Below are 20,745 nucleotides of genomic sequence, written 5' to 3' on the forward strand. Positions count from 1 at the left end.
GAAAAGAGGGTTGCTACTGCACCGAGGAAACGCGAATGGGCCAGGCCACAGCAAGGGCCAATGGTCAGGCGGTGGATCCTTTTCGGGTGCGGCGGCCTAGGCGGACCGGTCCGTTAGCGCCGACGGGGGCTCGTCGTCCATCTCGAAGGCCAGCGGGAACGGCGCGTGGCCGGCCAGCCGGAACCAGCGGACCTTGTAGTGCCTGCGCAGCGAGCGGGCGGCGCGTACCGCGTCGTTGTGGAAGCGGCGGGCCATCGGCACCCTGCGCACCGCCTCGGTCAGTTCGCGGGCGGCCTCCTCTCCCCCGGGCGCCTGGCGGACCGCCTCGACCTGCTGGGCCTCGGCGAACACGGCCCGCAGCGCCTGGCTGAGTTCGCTCTCGGCGACCTCCCGGTGCTCCTCCTCGGCCTGCCGGGCGGCGTGGGCTGCCTCGTAGAGGACGATCGAGGCGGCCGGGTCGAGCACTCCGGAGGTGGCGAGTTCCTGGGTCACCGAGGCCCGCCTGAGCAACTGGGCGTCCAGGGCGGCACGGGTCGCGTCGATCCGGGCGTGCAGCCGGTCCAGACGACCCGCGGTCCAGCTCAGATACAGGCCGATCGCGACGAGGGCGACGAGGATCCAGATGAGGGTTGCGGTCACGGGCGGCAAGGTTACCGAGACCCCACCGGCACGCTACGAGCACCCACGCGCAAGCGGGCCGGACCCGAGGGCGAGGCGTGCCACGCCGCCCCGCCGGGACCACACGCACTTACGCGGCGAGCGCCCGCCCAAACGGGCCAAGGCCCAAGGGCCGAGCGCCCCACGTCCCGCCCCAGCCGGAACCACACGCGCTCACGCGGCAAGCCCCGCCCAAACAGGCCAGGGCCCAAGAGCCGGGCATCCCACGCCACCCCGACCAGGACCACACGCGCTCACGCGGCGAGGGCCCGCCCAAACGGACCGGAGCCCAAAGGCCAGGCACCCCACGCCCCCCCCCCGGCCAGGACCACACGCCCCCACGCGGCAAGCCCCCGCCCAAACGGACCGGAGCCCAAAGGCCGGGCACCCCACGCCCCCCCCGACCAGAACCACACGCCCCCACGCGGCAAGCCCCCGCCCAAACAGGCCAGGGCCCAAGAGCCGGGCACCCCACGCCACCCCGACCAGAACCACACGCCCCCACGCGGCAAGCCCCCGCCCAAACAGGCCAGGGCCCAAGAGCCGGGCATCCCACGCCACCCCGACCAGGACCACACGCGCTCACGCGGCGAGGGCCAGCCCAAACGGACCGGAGCCCAAAGGCCAGGCACCCCACGCCCCCCCCCGGCCAGGACCACACGCCCCCACGCGGCAAGCCCCCGCACAAACGGACCGGAGCCCAAAGGCCGGGCACCCCACGCCGCCCCCGGCCGGCACCACGCGCGCTGACGCCAAGAACGGCGCCGAGTCGCACGCCCGCATGCCCCAGCCCGACCCCTCAGGGTGCCGCCACGCGGCCCAGGGTGCCCGCAACACTCCTCCGGCCTCCGGGCACGCGCCTTGCCGCTGGCCCCCGACCTGCGCACGACGATGCGGGCACCGACCCGACGAGCCCCGCAGCACCTGTGCGTGCCGAGCCACCCCCGCCCCTCTGCACGCCCGCTGAAACCGCGCCAATGCACGCCCGCTGAGACCGCGCCACCCATACGCGCGCCTCACGACGAACCTACGCACGCATACCCGTACCGCCGCCCCAGCTTCCACACACGGCCGGCCCTGCCAAGCGGCGCCCCGGGCTCAGTCCCGCGCCAACCCCAGCCGTGCCCGCAGCCCCGGGAACCGGTCCGTGCGGTCGTCCGCGGCTACCGCTGTCGTTCCGTCGGTCACCGTCTCGTACACCGACAGGATGTCCGCGCCGACCGTCGACCAGTCGAACCGCCGGACATGGGCGCTGCCCCGCTCGCGCAGTTCCGCGCGCCGGGCCGGGTCCTCCAGCAGCCGTACCGCCGCCTCGGCGAGCGCGTCGGCGTTCTCGTTGGCGAACAGTTCGCCCGCCGCTCCCTGGTCCAGTACCTGGGCGAAGGCGTCCAGGTCCGAGGCGAGCACCGGCGCCCCCGCCGACATCGCCTCGACCAGGATGATCCCGAAGCTCTCGCCGCCGGTGTTGGGGGCGACGTACAGGTCGACACTGCGCAGGAAGCGTGCCTTGTCCTCGTCGCTGACCATGCCGAGGAACTCCACGCGCGAGCGCAGTTCCCGCGGCAGGTTCTCCACCGCCTCCTCCGCGTCACCGCGCCCGGCGACCAGCAGCCTGGCCTGCGGCCGCGCGGCGAGGATCCGCGGCAGCGCCTTCATCAGCACCGGCAGGCCCTTGCGCGGCTCGTCGATCCGGCCGATGAACCCGATCGTGTCACCCTGCCACTCCGGCTTGGCCTCGGCCTTGGCGAAGAAGTCGACGTCGACGCCGTTGGGGATGACGACCGCGTCCCCGCCCAGGTGCTCCACCAGCGTGCGGCGGGCGTACTCGCTGACCGCGATCCGCGCGCTGATCTTCTCCAGGGCGGCCTGGAGGATCGAGTACGCGGCGATCATGGCCTTGGAGCGCGGGTTGGAGGTGTGGAAGGTCGCGACCAGCGGGCCCTGCGCGGCCCAGCAGGCCAGCAGCCCGAGGGACGGCGAGGACGGCTCATGGATGTGCACGACGTCGAACGCGCCGTCGTGCAGCCAGCGCCGCACCCGCGCGGCCGACAGGAAACCGAAGTTCAGCCGGGCCACCGAGCCGTTGTACGGCACCGGGACGGCACGGCCGGCCGAGACCACGTACGGCGGCAGCGGGGTGTCGTCGTCGGCGGGGGCGAGCACGGACACCTCGTGGCCGAGGCGGATGAAGTACTCGGCCAGGTCCCGGATGTGGAACTGGACGCCGCCCGGCACGTCCCAGGAATACGGGCAGACGATGCCGATCCTCACGACGAGCCCTTCGCGGAGTCGAGATCGGCCACCCACAAGCGCTGCAGCATGTGCCAGTCCTCCGGATGCTCGGCGATCCCCGTGGCGAAGGCGTCGGCCAGCGCCTGTGTCATGACAGACGTCTTCTCGGCCCGGGTACCTGTCTCGGGCACCTCGACCGGGGGATGCACCCGGCCCCGCATCATGCGCGGGCCGTCGTACCAGAGCGTCGCCGGAAGCAGCAGCGCGCCCGTGTGCTGGGCGAGCAGCGCCGGTCCGGCCGGCATCCGGGCCGTCTCGCCGAAGAACTTGACCTCGACGCCGGAGGCGGACAGATCCCGGTCGGCGACCAGGCAGACCAGGCCGCCGTCGCGCAGCCGCCGGGCCAGCGTGCCGAACGCGGAGCCGCCGCTGTGCGGCAGCACCTCCATGCCGAGGCCCTCGCGGTAGGCGACGAACCGGTCGTAGAGGGTCTCCGGCTTCAGCCGCTCGGCGACCGTCGTGAACGGTGTGTTCATCGCGGTGGTCGCATAGGCGCCGGCCAGGTCCCAGTTGCCGAGGTGCGGCAGCGCCAGGACAACGCCCTTGCCGGCCGCCAGGCCCTCGGTCAGGCGGTGCAGGTCCTTGATCTCGACCCCGGTCCTGATGCGTTCCGCGCTCCAGGCCGGGAGCCGGAAGGACTCCATCCAGTAGCGCAGGTACGAGCGCATGCCCGCGCGGGAGAGCTCGGCGAGGCGCTGGGGGCTCGCGTCGGGCACCACGCGCGCGTAGTTGCTCTCCAGCCGCAGCACGCCCTGGCCGCGCCGCTTCCACGCGGCGTCCGCGATCGCCTGACCGAGCCGTACCGCGACCGGCTCGGGCAGCTTCTTCACGGTGCTCCAGCCCAGGCCGTACAGCGCGTCCGTCAGCCGCTCCCGGGCGCTCATTTCGCGGCCTCGCTCCCCCGCGCGGTGCTCCCCTGCCCGGTGCTCCCGGCCGCGTCCGCCTGGTCCGCCTCGGCGGATTCCCGGCGGACGGTGACGACCCGCTGGATCAGCGTGATCAGGCTGCCCACGGCGACGATCCACAGCGCGACGGGCAGCAGGTACTGGATGCCGGGCACCCCGAAGGCGTGCAGGCCCGCGAGTCCGGCCGCGACCAGGGAGATCACCAGCCGCTCGGCCCGCTCGATGAGACCGTTCACGGCGACCGGCAGCCCGATCGACTCGCCCCGGGCCTTGGTGTACGACACCACCTGGCCGCTCGCCAGGCAGAAGATGGAGACCGCGCACAGGACGAGGTCGTCGCCGCCCCCGGCGTACCAGAGCGCGAAGCCGCCGAAGACCGCGCCGTCGGCGACCCGGTCGAGCGTGGAGTCCAGGAAGGCGCCCCAGCGGCTGGAGCGGCCCAGCTGGCGGGCCATGTTGCCGTCGACGAGGTCGGAGAACACGAAGAGCGTGATCACGACCGTGCCCCAGAAGAACTCGCCCTGCGGGTAGAACACCAGCGCGCCCGCCATCACGCCGGCGGTGCCGATCAGCGTGACCGTGTCAGGGCTGACGCCCCGCCGGATCAGAAACGCGGCGAACGGTGTGAGGACACGCGTGAAGAATGCACGCGCGTACTTGTTCAGCATGGCCTTCCCGAGGTTCGGTGTGGCCGCGCGGCCCCTGCTGGCCACCGGCTGGCCCATCGTAGCCACGCGCGCGTGGCCGCGGCGGCCGGGCGCCGGTTCACGGGACGGGCAGGAGGGGCGGGCGGGAGCGGCGGGCGCGATCGCGTCCGCCGTATGGACGCACCGTGACGGGAGTGGAAAGCTCGAAGAACCGCGGGCGTCACCGGAGCCGCCACCGAACGCGGAGTCGCACGTCCGCGCCCACAGAAGACCTCACCGTGCACGGGAGGCAAGGCCATGGGCGACAAGGCGAACGCACACCCCGGAGCCGCCGGCAGGGCAACAGCGGCCGACCACCCCGCGTCCGTACGGAATGTGGTGCTGGTCGGCCACTCCGGATCGGGCAAGACGACGTTGGTGGAAGCCCTCGCGCTCACCGCGGGGGCAGTGAACCGGGCGGGCCGCGTGGAGGACGGCGGCACCGTTTCCGACTACGACGACATCGAGCACCGCCAGCAACGGTCGGTACAGCTCTCCCTGGTGCCCGTCGAATGGGACGGCATCAAGGTCAACCTTCTGGACACCCCCGGATACGCCGACTTCGTCGGGGAACTCAGGGCCGGTCTGCGAGCGGCGGACGCGGCCCTCTTCGTCGTCTCGGCCTCCGACGGCGTGGACGGCTCGACCCGCATGGTGTGGGAGGAGTGCGCGGCGGTCGGCATGCCGCGCGCCATCGTGATCACGCACCTGGAGTCCGCGCGCGCGGACTACGAGGAGATGACGCGGATCTGCGCGGACGCCTTCGGCGCCGACGACCCCGACGCCGTGCTCCCGCTCTACCTGCCGCTGCACGGCCCGCCGGCACCGGACGGGCACGCGCCGGTGACCGGCCTGATCGGGCTGCTGTCGCGGAAGCTGTTCGACTACTCCTCCGGGGAGCGCAAGGAGTCCGAACCCGGAGAGGACCTGCTGCCGCGGATCGAGGAGGCCCGCAACCGGCTCATCGAGGGGATCATCGCCGAGAGCGAGGACGAGACCCTCATGGACCGCTATCTCGGCGGCGAGCAGGTCGACGTCAAGACACTCATCCAGGACCTGGAGCGGGCCGTCGCGCGCGGGGTCTTCTTCCCCGTCCTGGCCGCCGCCCCCGCGGCCGAGGGCGCCCGGCAGGGCCTCGGCACCATCGAGCTGCTGGAGCTGGTCACCGGCGGCTTCCCGACCCCGCTGGAGCGCGAGGCGCCCCGGGTCACCACGATCGACGGCAAGCCGCGCGAGCTGAAGCTGTGCGATCCGGACGGGCCGCTGGTCGCGGAGGTGGTCAAGACGGCGTCGGACCCCTACGTCGGCCGGGTCTCGCTCGTCCGCGTCTTCTCCGGCACCCTGCGCCCCGACCAGACGGTCCATGTCTCGGGGCACGGCCTCGCCGACCGCGGGCACGAGGATCACGACGTCGACGAACGGATCGGCGCGCTGTCCCGGCCGTTCGGCAAGCAGCAGCGGGCCCTGACCCACTGCATCGCCGGCGACCTCGCCTGCGTGGCGAAACTGAATCGCGCGGAGACCGGCGACACCCTCTCCGCCAAGGACGACCCGTTGCTGATGGAACCGTGGGAGATGCCCGACCCGCTGCTGCCGCTGGCCATCCAGGCGCACAGCAAGGCCGACGAGGACAAGCTCTCCCAGGGGCTGTCCCGGCTGGTCGCCGAGGACCCCACCATGCGTCTGGAGCAGAACCAGGACACCCACCAGGTGGTCCTGTGGTGCCTCGGCGAGGCCCACGCCGACGTGGCCCTGGAGCGGCTGCGCAACCGCTACGGCGTCCAGGTCGACGTCGTACCGCACCGGGTCTCCCTGCGGGAGACGTTCGCCGCCAAGTCGGCCGGGCGCGGGCGGCATGTGAAGCAGTCCGGCGGGCACGGGCAGTACGCCATCTGCGAGATCGAGGTCGAGCCGCTGCCCGGCGGCTCGGGCATCGAGTTCGTGGACAAGGTGGTCGGCGGAGCCGTGCCGCGGCAGTTCATCCCCTCCGTCGAGAAGGGCGTACGCGCCCAGGCCGCCAAGGGAGTCGCGGCCGGCCATCCGCTCATCGACGTCCGGGTCACCCTCACCGACGGCAAGGCGCACTCGGTGGACTCCTCCGACGCCGCCTTCCAGACGGCCGGCGCGCTGGCCCTGCGGGAGGCCGCGGCCGACGCGAGGATCCACCTCCTGGAGCCGGTCGCCGAGGTGAGTGTGCTGGTCGGCGACGAGTACGTGGGCGCCGTGATGAGCGACCTGTCCGGGCGGCGCGGCCGGGTGCTCGGCACCGAGCAGACCACGGGCAACCGCACCCTGGTCCGCGCCGAGGTGCCGGAGATCGAGATCGGCCGGTACGCCGTCGACCTGCGCTCCCTCTCGCACGGCACCGCCCGCTTCAACCGCTGCTACGCGCGGCACGAGCCGATGCCGCCGCAGGCCGCTGAGAGGGTCCGCGAACAGACCCGGGAATCCGCGTAGTTGGTACCGGGCACCAGCCGGGCGGGGCCGAACGGGTCCCGCCCGGAAGGCCTTTGTGCAGCGCTCCCCTCCGCGCCGGCGGGCGGCTTCGGCCGTCCGCCGACGAACTGCCGGTGGCTGCGGATACCCTGATGACCTGATCAACAGGTGTGCGGGGCAGGGAAGTCGGGAAGGCCGCAGAACGACAGTGGCGGCGATCGGGGGCGGGAATGACCGTTGACAGCGGCTACGGGGACATCTTCGGTCCCCAGGTGCCGCGCACGGGCGACGAGGGACAGACGGCGACGTTCGCGCTGGCCTCGGCGGCCTACCGCGACACCGGCGTCGAGCAGATCCTGGACGCCAACAGCGAATGGCACCAGTCCGCCGTCAAGGCGGGCAAGATCAAGCTGTTCCGGCCGAACCTCGGCGAGGCCTTCTCCCGCGCGGTCGTCGACCGCATGATCGGCCCCGGCCGCAAGCCCCTCATCCAGTCCTTCGGCGCCGAGCCGCAGGTCGTCGTCGAGCACTGCCTGGCGGCCAACAACATCCGCAAGGATCGCGACAACCGCCTGACCGTCGTGATGGTCCTGTGCGGCGTCCTCTTCCTGCCCGGACTGCTCGCCTGGCTGCTCGTCTTCCAGCTGCGCACCAGCATGACCAGGCGCGAGGACCGGCGGGTCGGCGCGCTCGCCACCATGCTGCTCGTCGCCGTCGGCGCCCTCGCCGTGCTCTTCCTGGTCAAGATGCCGTTCACCGGCTTCTGGGCCTGGTATGCGCGCGCCTCGCTCGTCCTGCCCGTCATCGGCTGGTACCTGGCCAAGCAGATCTGCGAGCGCACGGCCGCGGACCTGCGCGAGCGCTGGGACGGCCTGCTGGCCGGCAGCAGCGTCGGCGCCAAGGTCCCCGAGGCCGTCCCCAGCAGCCCCGGCGAGAACGCGGCCGAGCAGCTCCGCCAGTCCCTGGCCAAGCTCAGCGCCGAACAGCAGTCCAACTCCGTGTTCTACGCCGGCCCCAAGGGCATCCTCGGCATGGGCACCCGCTGGGGCAGCTGGCAGCTCGCCGAGGATCTCGTCTCCGCCGACCCCACCCGCGAGATCCACCCCTTCCGCAGCTGGGACGTCATACGGTCCATCCACGACCAGCTGAAGATGCTGGCACGCGGCCCGCTGAACACCGGCGGCTTCCCGACCCCGTCCATACGGCACTGGGTCGTCACGCCGATCGGCGAGAACGCCAAGGCGGTGGCCCGGCCCGGCGGCACCGACGTCGAGGCCTACCAGGTCAAGCAGCACGCGATACAGGAGATCTGCAACAAGCAGCAGTTCGGCGCGGGCGACCGGCACTACCTGGGCGTGCAGTGGACCCTGTGGGACGGACAGCTGGTCATCACCATGCTGATCACGGTCACCGTGCTGCACGAGACCCTGCGCATCGAGGTCACCGGCCACGCGCTCGGCCCGGTGCACCCGCTGTTCACCTCGAAGTCCGAGGCCCCCACCAGGGAGGTCAGCAAGTCCCTCAAGCCCTGGGAGACCCGGACGATCAAGCTGCCGCTGGTCAACGCCGACGAGGTGGTACGCCTCGCCGCCCGCGCCCCGCTCGGCTGGTACCCGCCGCTGCTGAACTGGCTCGGCGGCAGCCTGAGCCTGCCGGAGCCGTTCGGCCTGCGGCACGCCTGGGCCGACAAGCCGTGGCGGCACCGCTTCATGGCCGACGACGCCCTGCGGGCGGCCACTCCGGTGCTGCGGGTGGTGCACGCGGCGGCGATCAAGGTGCTGGAGGAGAACGGCGTGAACACCGAGAAGTTCGGGGCACGGTCCGCGTTCCTCAGTACGGCGGTGCAGGACCCGGCGCCCCGGAAGGCGGACGTGTACGACGCGTGACGGCGGCGGGCGCCGGTCCGGCGGACGGCGCCCGTCCCCACGTCATACGGCCGGCCAGGCCTCCGCCAGCATCTTCCTGGTGTCCGCCAGCAACTGCGGCAGCACCTTGGTGTGCCCCACCACCGGCATGAAGTTCGTGTCGCCGCCCCAGCGCGGCACGACGTGCTGGTGCAGATGGGCCGCGATCCCGGCACCGGCGACCGTGCCCTGGTTCATGCCGATGTTGAAGCCGTGCGCCCCGGACGCGGTGCGCAGAGCCGTCATCGCCTGCTTGGTCAGAGCCGCCAGCTCGATGGTCTCCGGGTCGGTGAGATCGGTGTAGTCCGCGACATGGCGGTAGGGCACGACCATCAGATGGCCGCCGTTGTACGGGTACAGATTCAGCACCGCGTACACCTGCTCACCGCGCCGGACGACGAGACCGTCCTCGTCGGATTTGGCCGGAATCGAACAGAAGGGACAGCCGTCGTCGGCCCCGGGGCCGGTCGGCTTGTTCTCGCCCTGGATGTAGGCCATCCGATGGGGTGTCCACAGACGCTGGAACGCGTCCTGCGTCCCCACTCCCCACTGCTGCTCCGGCTCACTCGTCATGCCATGCAGCATATGGCGTCGCCCGTTCGAGCCGTGTCGCCGGGGCTCGCGGGACGGCGGCTCGGGCGAAGCTGGGCCCGTGTACGAAGACGACCGTCGGGGCCGCTGGGAGCAGCGCACCGAGGTGCCGCTCGCTGTGGCGTCCGTCGCCTTCCTCATCGCCTACGCGGTCCGCGTCCTGGCCACCGGTCCGACCGGGTTGGGACCGGATGTGACCCTGGCGGTGATGCTGGGCGCCTGGGCGCTGTTCGTCGTGGACTACGCGGTCCGCTGGCGCCTCGGCGGCCAGGGGCTGCGTTTCGTACGGACGAACTGGCTGGACGCGCTGGTGGTGCTGCTGCCGCTGCTGCGCCCGCTGCGCATCGTCCGGCTGTACGAGGCGGTCCAGCGCCGGCACGGGCAGCCCCGGCTGTCGCTGTACGCGCGCGTGATCACCTACGCGGGGGTGTCGGCCGTGCTGCTCGGCTTCGCGGGCGCCCTGGCGGTGTACCAGCAGGAGCGCGGGGCGCCCGGCACCTCCATGCACACCTTCGGGGACGCCGTCTGGTGGACCTGCGCCACGCTCACCACGGTGGGCTACGGCGACGTCACCCCCGTCACCTTCTGGGGCCGGCTGATCGCCGTCGGCATGATGGCGGGCGGCCTGGCCCTGCTCGGCGCGGTCACCGGCTCGTTCTCGTCGTGGCTGATCCAGGTGTTCTCCCGGGAGGACGACGAAAGGCCCCCGGGGAGCTGAACTCTCCGGGGGCCCGACAGCCGGATCAGACCTGCGTCCGCTCCTCGACGACCTTCGCGATCTTCGCGAGGGCCTCCTCGAAGGGGATGCCGTTCTCCTGCGAGCCGTCGCGGTAGCGGAACGACACCGTGCCGCCGTTCATGTCGTCGTCCCCCACGATGATCATGAACGGCACCTTCTGCTTCTGCGCCGTCCTGATCTTCTTCTGCATGCGGTCGGACGACGAGTCCACCTCGACCCGCAGCCCCTTGCGCTTGGCCTCCGCGGCGAACTTCTCCAGGTACTCGACGTGCGCGTCGCCGACCGGGATGCCGATCGCCTGCACCGGCGCCAGCCACGCCGGGAAGGCGCCCGCGTAGTGCTCCAGCAGCACCGCGAAGAACCGCTCGATGGAGCCGAACAGCGCACGGTGGATCATGACCGGGCGCTGCTTGGAGCCGTCGGGGCCGGTGTACTCCAGGTCGAAGCGCTCGGGCAGGTTGAAGTCGAGCTGGATCGTCGACATCTGCCAGGTACGGCCGATGGCGTCCTTGGTCTGCACGGAGATCTTCGGGCCGTAGAAGGCGGCGCCGCCCGGGTCCGGGACCAGCGGCAGGCCCTGCTTCTCGGCGACCTGGCGCAGCGTCTCGGTCGCCTCCTCCCAGACCTCGTCCGAGCCGACGAACTTCTCCGGGTCCTTGGTGGACAGCTCCAGGTAGAAGTCGGTCAGACCGTAGTCCCGCAGCAGCCCGAGCACGAAGGTGAGCGTCTTGTCGAGCTCCTCCGACATCTGCTCGCGGGTGCAGTAGATGTGCGCGTCGTCCTGCGTGAAGCCACGCGCCCGGGTGAGGCCGTGCACGACGCCCGACTTCTCGTACCGGTACACGGTCCCGAACTCGAAGAAGCGCAGCGGCAGTTCACGGTACGAGCGGCCGCGCGCGTCGAAGATCAGGTTGTGCATCGGGCAGTTCATGGGCTTGAGGTAGTAGTCCACGCCCTCGTCGAGCTGCATGGGCGGGTACATGCCGTCGGCGTACCAGTCCAGGTGCCCGGACGTCTCGAAGAGCTTCCCCTTCGTGGCGTGCGGGGTGTAGACGAACTCGTAGCCCTCTTCCTCGTGCCGGCGGCGCGAGTAGTCCTCCATCACGCGGCGGACGATGCCGCCCTTGGGGTGGAAGACGGCGAGGCCGGAGCCGATCTGCTCCGGGATGGAGAACAGGTCCAGCTCGCTGCCCAGCTTGCGGTGGTCGCGCTTCTCGGCCTCGGCGAGGAAGTCCAGGTAGCCCTTGAGCTCGTCCTTGGAGGGCCAGGCGGTGCCGTAGATGCGCTGGAGCATCGGGTTCTTCTCGCTGCCGCGCCAGTAGGCCGCGGCGTTGCGCATCAGCTTGAACGCCGGGATCAGGCGGGTCGAGGGCAGGTGCGGACCGCGGCAGAGGTCCTTCCAGCACAGCTCGCCGGTCTTGGCGTCCAGGTTGTCGTAGATCGTCAGCTCGCCGGCGCCGACCTCGACGTCCGCGCCGTCGTCGGAGGACGCGGCGCCCTTGAGGCCGATCAGCTCCAGCTTGTAGGGCTCGTCCGCGAGTTCCGCGCGGGCGGCCTCGTCGGTCACCACGCGGCGGGCGAACTTCTGCCCGCGCTTCTGGATCTCCTGCATCTTCTTCTCGATGGCCTTGAGATCCTCGGGCGTGAACGGCTTCTCGACGTCGAAGTCGTAGTAGAAGCCGTCCTTGACCGGCGGTCCGATGCCGAGCTTGGCCTCGGGGAACAGCTCCTGCACGGCCTGCGCCATGACGTGCGCGGTGGAGTGGCGCAGGATGTTCAGGCCGTCCTCGGAGGAGATCTCGACGCCCTCGACCTCCTCGCCGTCGGCCAGGACGTACGACAGGTCCCTGAGCTCGCCGCCCACGCGCGCGGCGATGATCGAGCGCTCGCCTGCGAAGAGCTCGGCGGCCGTAGTGCCCGTCGTCACCACGCGCTCTTCCCGCTCGGAATCGCGATGGATGATCACACGGACGTCTGACACCGGTCTCTCCTGACTGAAGGGGGGCTGCGGCGCCATACCGGGAGCGCACGCATGACGGGATCGTACCGACCCGCACCCGGTCAGGGCGAAATCAATCCCCTCCGCAGGCTTCCTCGAAGCAGTCGAGATTCTCCTGGAGCGACTTCATCAGCCGGTCCCGTTCCGCCTCGTCGACCTGCACGGGTACGACGCCACGGACGCCGGTGAGCTTGCGGAAGCCGCCCCGGCTCTCCAGCCGCCCGTGCACCCGCACCGGCAGTCCGACCAGGTGGGCGTGACCGGCGATCCGGTAGGACTCCTCGTCCAGGGTCAGCCGGACGTGCGGGATCTCGGCGCCGGCCAGCACCCGCAGCCGTACCGCCCCCTCGCCGCGCGGCCCCGACCGGCGCATCCGGACCACGGCGCCGGTGACGCGCACCGCCACGGACGGTTCCGCGCGCAGATAGCGGGCCCCGGCCTCGCGCAGCACCGGCAGGTCGCCCGGGGAGAACTCGACGGCCTCGGCACCGGCCGCACAGCCGTCGGGGACCGCGGCGGCGGGCGCCCACTCCACCGCGATGCGCGCGCCCTCGGTGCCCCGGACGAGGGCGATCAGAGCCTCGGTGAGTTCGCGGCTGACGCCGGCCTCGACGGCGCCGTCGAAGGCGTCCATGCCGCCGGTGGCGCGCCGGTAGTCGATGGCCTCGCGGGCGGCGTACAGCGCCTGGTGCAGGCGTACGGCGAGCGGGCGGCCGGTGCCGACGGGCACGAAGGCGGTCAGGTTCCGGCCGCCGGCCGGGGAGCCGACCAGGACGTTCTCCAGCATCGCGGCGGCGGGGCGGCGGTGCCGGGCGCCGTGGTAGCCGGCACGCGCGCGGGTGGCGAGGGCGGCGGCGAGGAGTGTCTGGCGGGCGGCGCCGCGCAGCTGCTCCTCGACGGTCCAGGAGGTGGTGCCGGCGGGGCCGGTGGGCACGTCCCGCCACCAGCGGATCTCGTCGCTCGGTACGGCGAGGCAGACCAGCACCTCGCGGGCGGAGGGGGTGCCGCTGCGGGCGAGGGCGACGAGCGCCTCGCCGAGCAGGTCGTCGCTGTCGGGGAAGGCGCGGCTCTCGGGTACGAGCAGGCTGGTCCCGCCGCCGTCCGGTCCGGGCGGGGTCCAGCGGCCGTAGCGTCCCGCGGCGCCGCCGCGGCGCCGCCAGCCGTGCCGGCGCAGCAGGGCGCTGAGGACGGCGGGGTCGACCTGGTCGGGCTCGGGGGGCCGGTACCAGCCGGCGGGGTCGGCCGGGTGCGGCCCGACCGGCCGCCGGGGCTCCTCGATGGGGCGGTGCGTCATGGTCTGCCTCCCGTCCCGACCCGCGTCATGATCTCGCACAGCGCACGGTCGTCGAAGATGCGTGCGGTCGGGATCCGCACGGTGGTCCGGGTGCGGCCGGTGACCGGATGCCCCGCGAGGTTGACCCAGTAGCAGCAGTGCCTGAGGTCGAGCCGGTCGTGGCTGGCGCGCAGCCAGTCGTCCGGTGAGCGCGGAACGAGCATCACGACGAGGATCTTGTGCACGGAGACCGGGGTGCGGGCGAGCTTGCGCAGGTGGTCGTTGTCCAGCGTGAAGGAGAAGGTGCGGCCCGGGGGGTTGGGCGGGATCTGGTAGGTGGCCTTGAGCTGCACCTTGATGGTGACCTCGTCGTCGACCGTGTGGCCGGGTGCGCTGTGGCTGACGTGCCAGTCGATGCCGTTGTCCGGGAACGGCTGCGACAGCGAGCACCCGGCGGCCGCCGCGACGGCGTGCAGATAGCCCACCTGCAAGGTCTCCATGCAGGCGGTGGTGGCGAGTGTGCCGCGATGGGGGCCCGTGCGCTCGGGCAGCAGCCCGCTCCGCTCGGGCTGCGCTATCGCCATGACGAACAGCCTTCCACGCCAAAGGAATCCCCGTGCCGGGCCGCTGAACTGCAAGGACCCGCACTCCTGTTGTGTCCTTCGGGCGTACGGCGCAAACAGCCCGGGTATCACCGAACCGGCAGAAGACGGTGCGTCAGCTGCCGTGGGTGAGCGAGGGGTTGTGGAGATATGGCGAGCTGGTATGAGGGCCCGCTGGCGGCATTCGACACGGAGACGACCGGCGTACATGTCGAGACCGACCGGATCGTGTCGGCGGCGATCGTGGTCCAGGACACCCCGGGCGCCCGGCCGCGGGTGACCCGGTGGCTGGTGAACCCGGGCGTGCCGGTGCCGGAGGCGGCGACGGCGGTGCACGGACTGACGGAGGAGCATCTGCAGCGCAACGGCCGCTGGCCCGCGCCGGTGATGCACGAGATAGCCGCACGACTGGCCGAACAGGCCCTGGCGGGCCGCCCGTTGGTGGTGATGAACGCGCCGTTCGACCTGACGATCCTCGATCGTGAGCTGCGCCGCCATCGGGCGTCGTCCCTGGACCACTGGTTCGAGACGGCTCCGCTGCTGGTGCTCGATCCGAGGGTGCTGGACAAGCATCTGGACCGCTATCGCAAGGGCCGGCGCACGCTCACCGACCTGTGCGCGCACTACGGGGTCGCCCTGGACGGCGCGCATGACGCGGGCGCGGACGCGCTGGCCGCGCTGGAGGTCGTACGGGCGGTGGGGCGCCGTTTCGCGGCGCGGCTCGAGCGGCTCTCACCCGCCGAACTGCACATGCTGCAGGCGGTGTGGCACGCGGCGCAGGCCCGGGGGCTCCAGGCGTGGTTCGCGCGCAGCGGCACGGAGGAGGCGGTGGACCCGGCGTGGCCGCTGCGTCCGGATCTGCCGGCGGCGGCATGAGAAAAGGCCGGTCCGTACGGACCGGCCTTCTTTCCCGGTGGGCGATACTGGGTTCGAACCAGTGACCTCTTCGGTGTGAACGAAGCGCTCTCCCACTGAGCTAATCGCCCGGGAACGCACTGAACCATACAGGCCTTCGCGGGTTTCCTTCAAACCGCTTCCAAGTGCGCGGCAAGGCCCCGCCGTCCGGCCCGCATCATCAGCCAGTGGTTGGCGCGGAAGACGGGCCGTCCGGGCACGGCCAGTGCGCGCATCAGCGGCTTGCGCACGTCGACGACCTGCTCGTAGCGGGCCAGGCTGCCGGTGCCGTCCGGGGTGACGGTCCAGCGGGCCCAGCCCTCCAGGTCGCCGGAGAGGGCGATCTCCAGCACCCCGGCGGCCGGATCGCGCCGCGTCTCCCGCGCGGTGAAGGTCAGGTCGTACGGCAGCAGGGAGCGGATGCGCACCACGCCGCCGGTGTCGTCGAGCCGGTTCACCTCGCGCACCTGGGGCCACCAGCAGGGGTAGTCGTCGGCGCGCTCCAGGGCGGTGTAGACGGCGGCGGGCGGCGCGGGCAGGGGCCACAGGCTGCGGAATCGGTAGTGGGACCAGTCCATGGGCCGAGTGTGGCACCGGAAGTGAGTAGGTTCTGAGTACGCGCACTCATGTCGTACGGCGTGACGGGGACCACACTCCAAGCCATGACGCACATTCCGTCCCCCGTCGAGGAGCTGCGGCTCCTCGACGCCGAGCTGCGGCAACTGGACGCCCGCCGGTTCCAGTTGCTCGCCCGCCGCGGCTGGCTGGTCGCCGCCCTGGAGGCGGCTCGCCCGGCGCCGGTTCTCGCACCGCCGCGCCCCGAGGCAGCACCGCCGCGGGTGCAGAACGTGCTCCTGCTGCTCGGCGGCGCCCTGCTCACCATCGCCGCGATGGCGTTCACGCTGGTCGGCTGGGGGCACCTGGGCATCGTCGGTCGCTCCGCGGTGCTGGGCGCGATCACGGTGGCGGCGCTCGCGGCACCCCTGCCGCTGCTGGCCCGTGGGCTGCGCTCGACGGCGGAGGCGGTGGCGGGGCTCGGTCTGGCGCTGACGGTGCTGGACGCGTACGCGCTGCACGAGGTCGCGCTGGGCGGGGTGGACGGGGTCGGCTATACGGCGGTCGCGGCGGCGGTGCTCGCGGCGCTGTGGACGGCGTACGGCCTGCTGCCGAGGACGGCGGAGCTGCGGCTGCCGCTGCCCGCCGCTCTGGCCTCGGCCCAACTCCCGCTGCTGCTGTGGGCGTTGGCGGCGGACGCCGGGCCGTACCGGCTGGCCGCCGCGCTGCTGGTCACCGCCGGCCTCGACACCGCCGTGGCGCTCCGGGTGCCCGCCCGTTCCGTACGGATCGCCGCCGCGGTGGGCGCGTACGGCATGGGCGCCGGGGGCGTGCTGACGGCCGGGGGGCTGTCCTGGACGGCCACCGGTCCGAGCGCCGCCGCCCGTGCGGCGGCGCTCCTCCTCCTCGCGGCGCTGATCGCCCTGGCGGCGGCCGGGCGCACGGCGACGGTGACGGCGCCCGTGGGCGGTCTGCTCCTGGTCGCGGCCGCGGGCGGCGTCCCCCGCGTGCTGCTGCCGGAGATGTGGACGGTACCGGTGCATCTGGCGTGCGCAGTCGCCCTGTTGGCGTCGGTACGGGTGCGGCGGTTGCCCGAGCCGGTGCGCCGGGGCCTCGGTCAGGCGTCCGCGGCGGTCCAGGCGCTCGCCGTGCTGTGGGCGGCACCGGTCGTCGCCGTCACCCTGCTGGGCCCGCTCGCCTGGATCGGCCGCCCCTGGTCCGGGGCGCCGGCGGACATCCGGGCCGCGGTGACGGCCGAGGTGCCGTGGCCCGCGCTGTCCCAGACGGCGCCGCTGGTCCTGGCCACCGTCGCCGCGGTGCTGGCGCTCTCGGCGCGCCCCGGAGCGAGGACGGCGGCGCTGGTGGTGGTGTGGGCCACGGCGCTCGTGCTGCCGCCGGTGCTTCAACTCCCCTACGAGGCAGGTCTGGTGGTGGCGCTGTCGGTGGCGGCCCTCGCCCTGGTCCCGGCGGCGCCGACGGCCACCGTCCTCGCCGTGGCCGCCTCCCTGCACGCGGCCTCCCTGGCCCTGGCCGCGCAGTCCGCGACGCTGGCCGTCCTCACCACGCTGACGCTCCTGTTCGCGGCGGCCTCCCGGCGCCGCGCTCTCGTGGCGGCGCCGGCCGCCCTCGTCTGGGCCACCGCGCTGGCCTGTGCGATCGGCGCCGCCGCGGGCTGGGCACCGCAGCACACCGCGCTGCTGGTCCTGACGGTTCCGGTGGCCGCCGCCCTGCTCGCCGCCCGCGGCGCCGGGGCGGCCCTCCCGGTCGAGGTGACGGGTGCCGCGGCGGGCCTGCTCGCCATCGCGCTGACGATCACCGACCCGCCCGTGCTGGCCCTCGTCCTCGCGCTGTGCGGCGTGATCACCGCGGCCACGGCACTCCGGCCGGACCGCCGCCTCGTCGGCTACGCGTCCGCCGCCCTCTTCGTGCTGGCCGCCTGGGTCCGCCTGGCGGCCTGGGAAGTCGGCACCCCGGAGGCGTACACGCTCCCGGTGACGATCCCGGCCCTGCTCGTGGGCGCCCTGCGCCGGCGCCGTGACCCACGGACCTCGTCCTGGACGGCGTACGGGCCGGGCCTGGCCGCGACCCTGCTGCCGAGCCTGGTCGCGGTCTGGGCCGACCCGCACTGGACGCGCCCCCTCCTGCTGGGCCTGGCGGCCCTCACGGTCACCCTCCTGGGCGCCCGCCACCACCTCCAGGCACCGCTCCTGCTCGGCGGCGCGACCCTGCTCCTGGACGCCCTGCACGAACTGGCCCCCTACCTGATCCAGGTGGCGGGCGCCCTCCCCCGATGGGCCCCGCCGGCCCTCGCCGGCCTCCTCCTGCTCGCCCTGGGCGCGACGTACGAGCAGCGCATCAGGGACGTCCGGCGGGTGCAGGGAATCCTCGGGAAGATGAACTGACCCACAGAGGGGCGGGGAACTGCGCGACCGGCGCCCACCGGCACGCAGTTCCCCACCACTGTCACGGCATCCTGTGCCCGAGCAGCGCCAGATTCTCGATGGCGGCCAGCCCGTACAACGCGGTGTCATTCGTGGACACCCAGGCGGCCTCGCTGCCCGGCACCAATGCCGCCGGCCCGCTCAGCTCCACGGTCTTCCAGGGCGCCGACTCCCGGTAACCGTCGGAGTTGTAGAACTTCTCCCAGGCCCGCTTGGCCAGCTTCTCGTCCCCCGTCTTCACGGCGGCGTAGGCATCCAGCCGCGAGTGCCCCTGGAACAGCAGCAGGTTCCCGAAGTTGGACCCGTAGCGCGCCGCCTGCTCGGCCTTGGTGGCGTTGAAGTACCGGCAGTAGTCGAAGTACGCCTCGTTGAACTTCGGCATGTCGACGAGGTCGATGAGCTCGGCGCACAGCTCGTTGAGCCCGAACACCGCGGACAGATGCGACACCCCCACCACCGGCTTCTCGGCGACGGCGAAGCGACCGGTGTCCAGGTCGTAGAGGCCGGTGCCCTGCACGAAGCCGTTGGGCTGCGCGGCGATGGTCTCCATCGTCGACAGCACCCGCGCCTTGGCCTTCTCCCACTTGGGCCCCTTGCGCTCCCACTCCGTCAGCCAGGCGGAGACCAGTCCGCTCCAGTCCGTGCCGAAGCCGACCGACAGCGCGTGCCGGTCGGGCGTGTACGGCTCGGTGCGGATCTTGCGGATCGGGTCGAGGACGAGGAACGTCTCGTCGGAGTCGACATTGGCGTGCATGAGGTCGCCGACCCGCTCGTCGCCGGTGAGGAAGTAGTAGTAGCGGCGGTACGTGGTGTTGGCGATGCGCTGCTGCTTGGCGCTGTCGGCGTAGTGCTGGACGCCGTGCCGGGTGCCGAGGCCCGCCCATTCGCCGAGGTGGTAGACGTCGACCTCGCCGGTGTGCCGGGTCATCGCCTCGGCGAAGCGGAAGATGTCGGCGCGTCCGGAGCGCAGGTAGGCGAACCAGAGCCACAGGTCCGGCGACAGCTCGGAGTTGTCCCAGGCGTAGCCGCCGATGTCGTACCGCCACTGGTGCCGGACGGTGTCGTAGGTGTGCATGATGTCGCCGTAGTCCCAGAAGCCGTACCAACGACGCATCTCCACCTGGTCCTTGTAGTAGGTGAAGAGGAAGTCGAGGTGGTCCTCGATCCTGGCCTTGGCGGGGGTGGAGCGGTCGGGCTCGGAGTACAGGCCGGGGCCGAAGACGCCGGCCTTGATGAGCTGCCGGGGCGGCGCGGCGAGCTGTGGCAGCACCCGTACCGCCTCGACCTGCTGGGCCAGCGCGTCCGCCGAGGGGGTCGACTCGTTGGCCCAGAAGAGGAGTTCGGAGGTGCGGGCGATGCCGTAGGGGGTGCCGAAGCCGGGTTCGTAGTCCTCGTAGGTGATGTTGAGGCCTTCGAGCTGCTCGGGGAAGGTGTCCTGGCCCATGCCGTCGTGGTAGAAGCGCAGGTCCATCGGCTGTGCCTCGGGCGACCAGAGCCAGAGGGTGACCTCGGCCGCGTCGGTGTGGGCGTCGCGGATGTCGAGCTGGGCGGGGAACTTCTCCCAGAAGTCCCGCAGGCCGAAGGAGAATCCACCGCTGACGCCGCCGACGTACCCGAAGCCGTTCGCGCGGCGCCCGCCGCCGGCGGCGATCCAGCCGTGGCCCTTCTTGGTCCGCTTGCGCACGGTGAAGCCGTCGGCGGACAGCTGGGAGAGGGTGTAGTCGCCCCACTCGGGGATGTACTGCAGGCGGGTGGTGACGCGCTGGTCCCAGGTGGCCGGGTCGGGCAGCTTCCTGCCCTCGAACTGGGCCGCCTGGACGGCCGCGCCGGGGTCGCGGCGCAGTCCGGTGATGCCCTTGACGGCCTCGCGGAGCATGCCGGTGCCCTCGCCGCCGAGGCGTATGTGCCGGTCGTAGGACTGGTCGCGCAGGGGGACGGTGAAACGGACGCCGAGGCCGCGGATGAAGTCGCCGCTCGCCTTGCCTGGCTCCTGGGTGCCGTCGAAGGTGAGGGTGTGCACCATGCGGAAGGAGTCGGCGCCCGCGTAGAAGTACAGCCGGATCGAGAAGGGCAGCCAACTGCGGTTGCCCTTGCGGTGCTTGCCGTCGATGCGGACGACCGCGCGGACCGGGCCGTCCTGCTCGACCTCGACCTTCGCGATGGCGCCGTCGAAGCGCTCGGTCCTGACCTGGCCCTGGTCCTCGTCCTCGATCTCGGGCTGGCGGAGCAGGACGAGCCTGCCGTTCCTGGCGATCTCGGTGGAGCCGCGGGTGACGGACTTGATCAGCGTGGCGCCGGACGTGCCGATCCGCGCGGTGATGACACCGGTCGATATGTCGATGGTGCCGCCGCTCTTGTCGACGGTGACCTTCTTCGCGGGGGCGGCGGGCTCGCCCGCGGCGAGGGTGAGCTTGCCGGCGCCGCCCGAACTCACCGCGTGAGCGGTCCACTTGAGGGATCCGTCGGGCCAGTAGGCGAGCGGCCACGTCTGTACGGGCACCGCCTTGCCGTCCGCGTCCGTCAGCGCGAAGGTCTGGTCCTCCTGGAAGGTGCCCTTCGGCCAGGGCACGCCGAGGGTCGAGCCGGGGGCCGCGCCGAGGCCGCCGTCCTCCAGCCAGTCCAGGGTCACGGGGTCGCCGTCACCGGCTACGGCGCGGGGCGCGGCCTGCGCGTCCTTGGCCCCGAGCGCCCAGCTGAACTGCGCGGCGGCGCCGGCGACGGCGGCCGCTTTGAGGAGGGACCTGCGAGGGATGGGAGACATGACCGTTCCT

At 72.3% G+C, this 20,745-nt stretch carries 15 protein-coding genes and 1 tRNA gene; 5 read left to right on the top strand and 11 right to left on the bottom strand.

Annotation, left to right across the window (positions count from 1 at the left end; all coding sequences use genetic code 11):
- Positions 1 to 96 precede the first annotated feature (96 nt).
- From ACWD11_RS12590 to pgsA, 4 genes are all read right to left on the bottom strand, one after another.
- Positions 97 to 639, bottom strand: a complete 543-nt coding sequence (locus ACWD11_RS12590) for a LemA family protein (RefSeq protein ID WP_389419255.1) — start codon at positions 637 to 639, stop codon at positions 97 to 99.
- Between the two features lie 1,116 nt (positions 640 to 1,755).
- A complete protein-coding gene (locus ACWD11_RS12595; protein ID WP_451282851.1) occupies positions 1,756 to 2,928 on the bottom strand; it encodes a glycosyltransferase family 4 protein in 1,173 nt (390 codons plus the stop codon).
- The gene (locus ACWD11_RS12600; RefSeq protein ID WP_389419257.1) at positions 2,925 to 3,833 is read right to left on the bottom strand and encodes a phosphatidylinositol mannoside acyltransferase; all 909 of its coding nucleotides are present in this window, start codon (positions 3,831 to 3,833) and stop codon (positions 2,925 to 2,927) included. The genes ACWD11_RS12595 and ACWD11_RS12600 overlap by 4 nt, the downstream gene beginning before the upstream one ends.
- The gene (pgsA, locus tag ACWD11_RS12605; RefSeq protein ID WP_389419523.1) at positions 3,830 to 4,579 is read right to left on the bottom strand and encodes a phosphatidylinositol phosphate synthase; all 750 of its coding nucleotides are present in this window, start codon (positions 4,577 to 4,579) and stop codon (positions 3,830 to 3,832) included. Before pgsA ends, ACWD11_RS12600 begins: the two co-directional genes overlap by 4 nt.
- Before the next feature lie 219 nt (positions 4,580 to 4,798).
- Between pgsA and ACWD11_RS12610 the strand changes: the two genes are divergently transcribed.
- Both ACWD11_RS12610 and ACWD11_RS12615 read left to right on the top strand, forming a co-directional pair.
- The gene (locus ACWD11_RS12610) at positions 4,799 to 6,997 is read left to right on the top strand and encodes an elongation factor G-like protein EF-G2 (protein ID WP_389419258.1); all 2,199 of its coding nucleotides are present in this window, start codon (positions 4,799 to 4,801) and stop codon (positions 6,995 to 6,997) included.
- A 209-nt stretch (positions 6,998 to 7,206) separates the two neighbouring features.
- The gene (locus ACWD11_RS12615; RefSeq protein WP_451282853.1) at positions 7,207 to 8,862 is read left to right on the top strand and encodes a hypothetical protein; all 1,656 of its coding nucleotides are present in this window, start codon (positions 7,207 to 7,209) and stop codon (positions 8,860 to 8,862) included.
- A gap of 42 nt (positions 8,863 to 8,904) precedes the next feature.
- Here the strand turns inward: ACWD11_RS12615 and ACWD11_RS12620 are convergent, their stop codons facing one another.
- Positions 8,905 to 9,465: an HIT family protein gene (locus ACWD11_RS12620; RefSeq protein ID WP_451282855.1), complete on the bottom strand. Its 561-nt coding sequence runs from the start codon at positions 9,463 to 9,465 to the stop codon at positions 8,905 to 8,907.
- Positions 9,466 to 9,532: 67 nt separating this feature from the next.
- Between ACWD11_RS12620 and ACWD11_RS12625 the strand changes: the two genes are divergently transcribed.
- The gene (locus ACWD11_RS12625; protein WP_389419261.1) at positions 9,533 to 10,189 is read left to right on the top strand and encodes a potassium channel family protein; all 657 of its coding nucleotides are present in this window, start codon (positions 9,533 to 9,535) and stop codon (positions 10,187 to 10,189) included.
- 25 nt (positions 10,190 to 10,214) lie between these two features.
- Here the strand turns inward: ACWD11_RS12625 and thrS are convergent, their stop codons facing one another.
- From thrS to ACWD11_RS12640, 3 genes are all read right to left on the bottom strand, one after another.
- The gene (gene thrS, locus ACWD11_RS12630; RefSeq protein WP_389419262.1) at positions 10,215 to 12,191 is read right to left on the bottom strand and encodes a threonine--tRNA ligase; all 1,977 of its coding nucleotides are present in this window, start codon (positions 12,189 to 12,191) and stop codon (positions 10,215 to 10,217) included.
- Between the two features lie 91 nt (positions 12,192 to 12,282).
- Positions 12,283 to 13,503: a hypothetical protein gene (locus ACWD11_RS12635; protein ID WP_451282858.1), complete on the bottom strand. Its 1,221-nt coding sequence runs from the start codon at positions 13,501 to 13,503 to the stop codon at positions 12,283 to 12,285.
- On the bottom strand, positions 13,500 to 14,066 hold the full coding sequence (locus ACWD11_RS12640; protein WP_451282860.1) for a DUF4365 domain-containing protein: 567 nt from the start codon (positions 14,064 to 14,066) through the stop codon (positions 13,500 to 13,502). The genes ACWD11_RS12635 and ACWD11_RS12640 overlap by 4 nt, the downstream gene beginning before the upstream one ends.
- Positions 14,067 to 14,234: 168 nt before the next feature.
- Between ACWD11_RS12640 and ACWD11_RS12645 the strand changes: the two genes are divergently transcribed.
- Positions 14,235 to 14,960, top strand: coding sequence for an exonuclease domain-containing protein (locus ACWD11_RS12645; protein WP_451282862.1), 726 nt, complete (start codon positions 14,235 to 14,237; stop codon positions 14,958 to 14,960).
- Positions 14,961 to 14,998: 38 nt separating this feature from the next.
- Here the strand turns inward: ACWD11_RS12645 and ACWD11_RS12650 are convergent.
- Both ACWD11_RS12650 and ACWD11_RS12655 read right to left on the bottom strand, forming a co-directional pair.
- Positions 14,999 to 15,070, bottom strand: a tRNA-Val gene (locus tag ACWD11_RS12650).
- Positions 15,071 to 15,109: 39 nt separating this feature from the next.
- On the bottom strand, positions 15,110 to 15,556 hold the full coding sequence (locus tag ACWD11_RS12655; RefSeq protein ID WP_389419266.1) for an SRPBCC family protein: 447 nt from the start codon (positions 15,554 to 15,556) through the stop codon (positions 15,110 to 15,112).
- An 84-nt stretch (positions 15,557 to 15,640) separates the two neighbouring features.
- On the opposite strand from ACWD11_RS12655, the gene ACWD11_RS12660 reads away from it, so the two are divergent.
- Positions 15,641 to 17,935: an SCO7613 C-terminal domain-containing membrane protein gene (locus ACWD11_RS12660; RefSeq protein ID WP_451282864.1), complete on the top strand. Its 2,295-nt coding sequence runs from the start codon at positions 15,641 to 15,643 to the stop codon at positions 17,933 to 17,935.
- A 61-nt stretch (positions 17,936 to 17,996) separates the two neighbouring features.
- On the opposite strand, the gene ACWD11_RS12665 is transcribed toward ACWD11_RS12660, so the two are convergent.
- On the bottom strand, positions 17,997 to 20,735 hold the full coding sequence (locus ACWD11_RS12665) for an exo-rhamnogalacturonan lyase family protein (protein ID WP_451282866.1): 2,739 nt from the start codon (positions 20,733 to 20,735) through the stop codon (positions 17,997 to 17,999).
- Positions 20,736 to 20,745 lie beyond the last annotated feature (10 nt).

Source organism: Streptomyces sp. NPDC002776 (assembly GCF_053592195.1).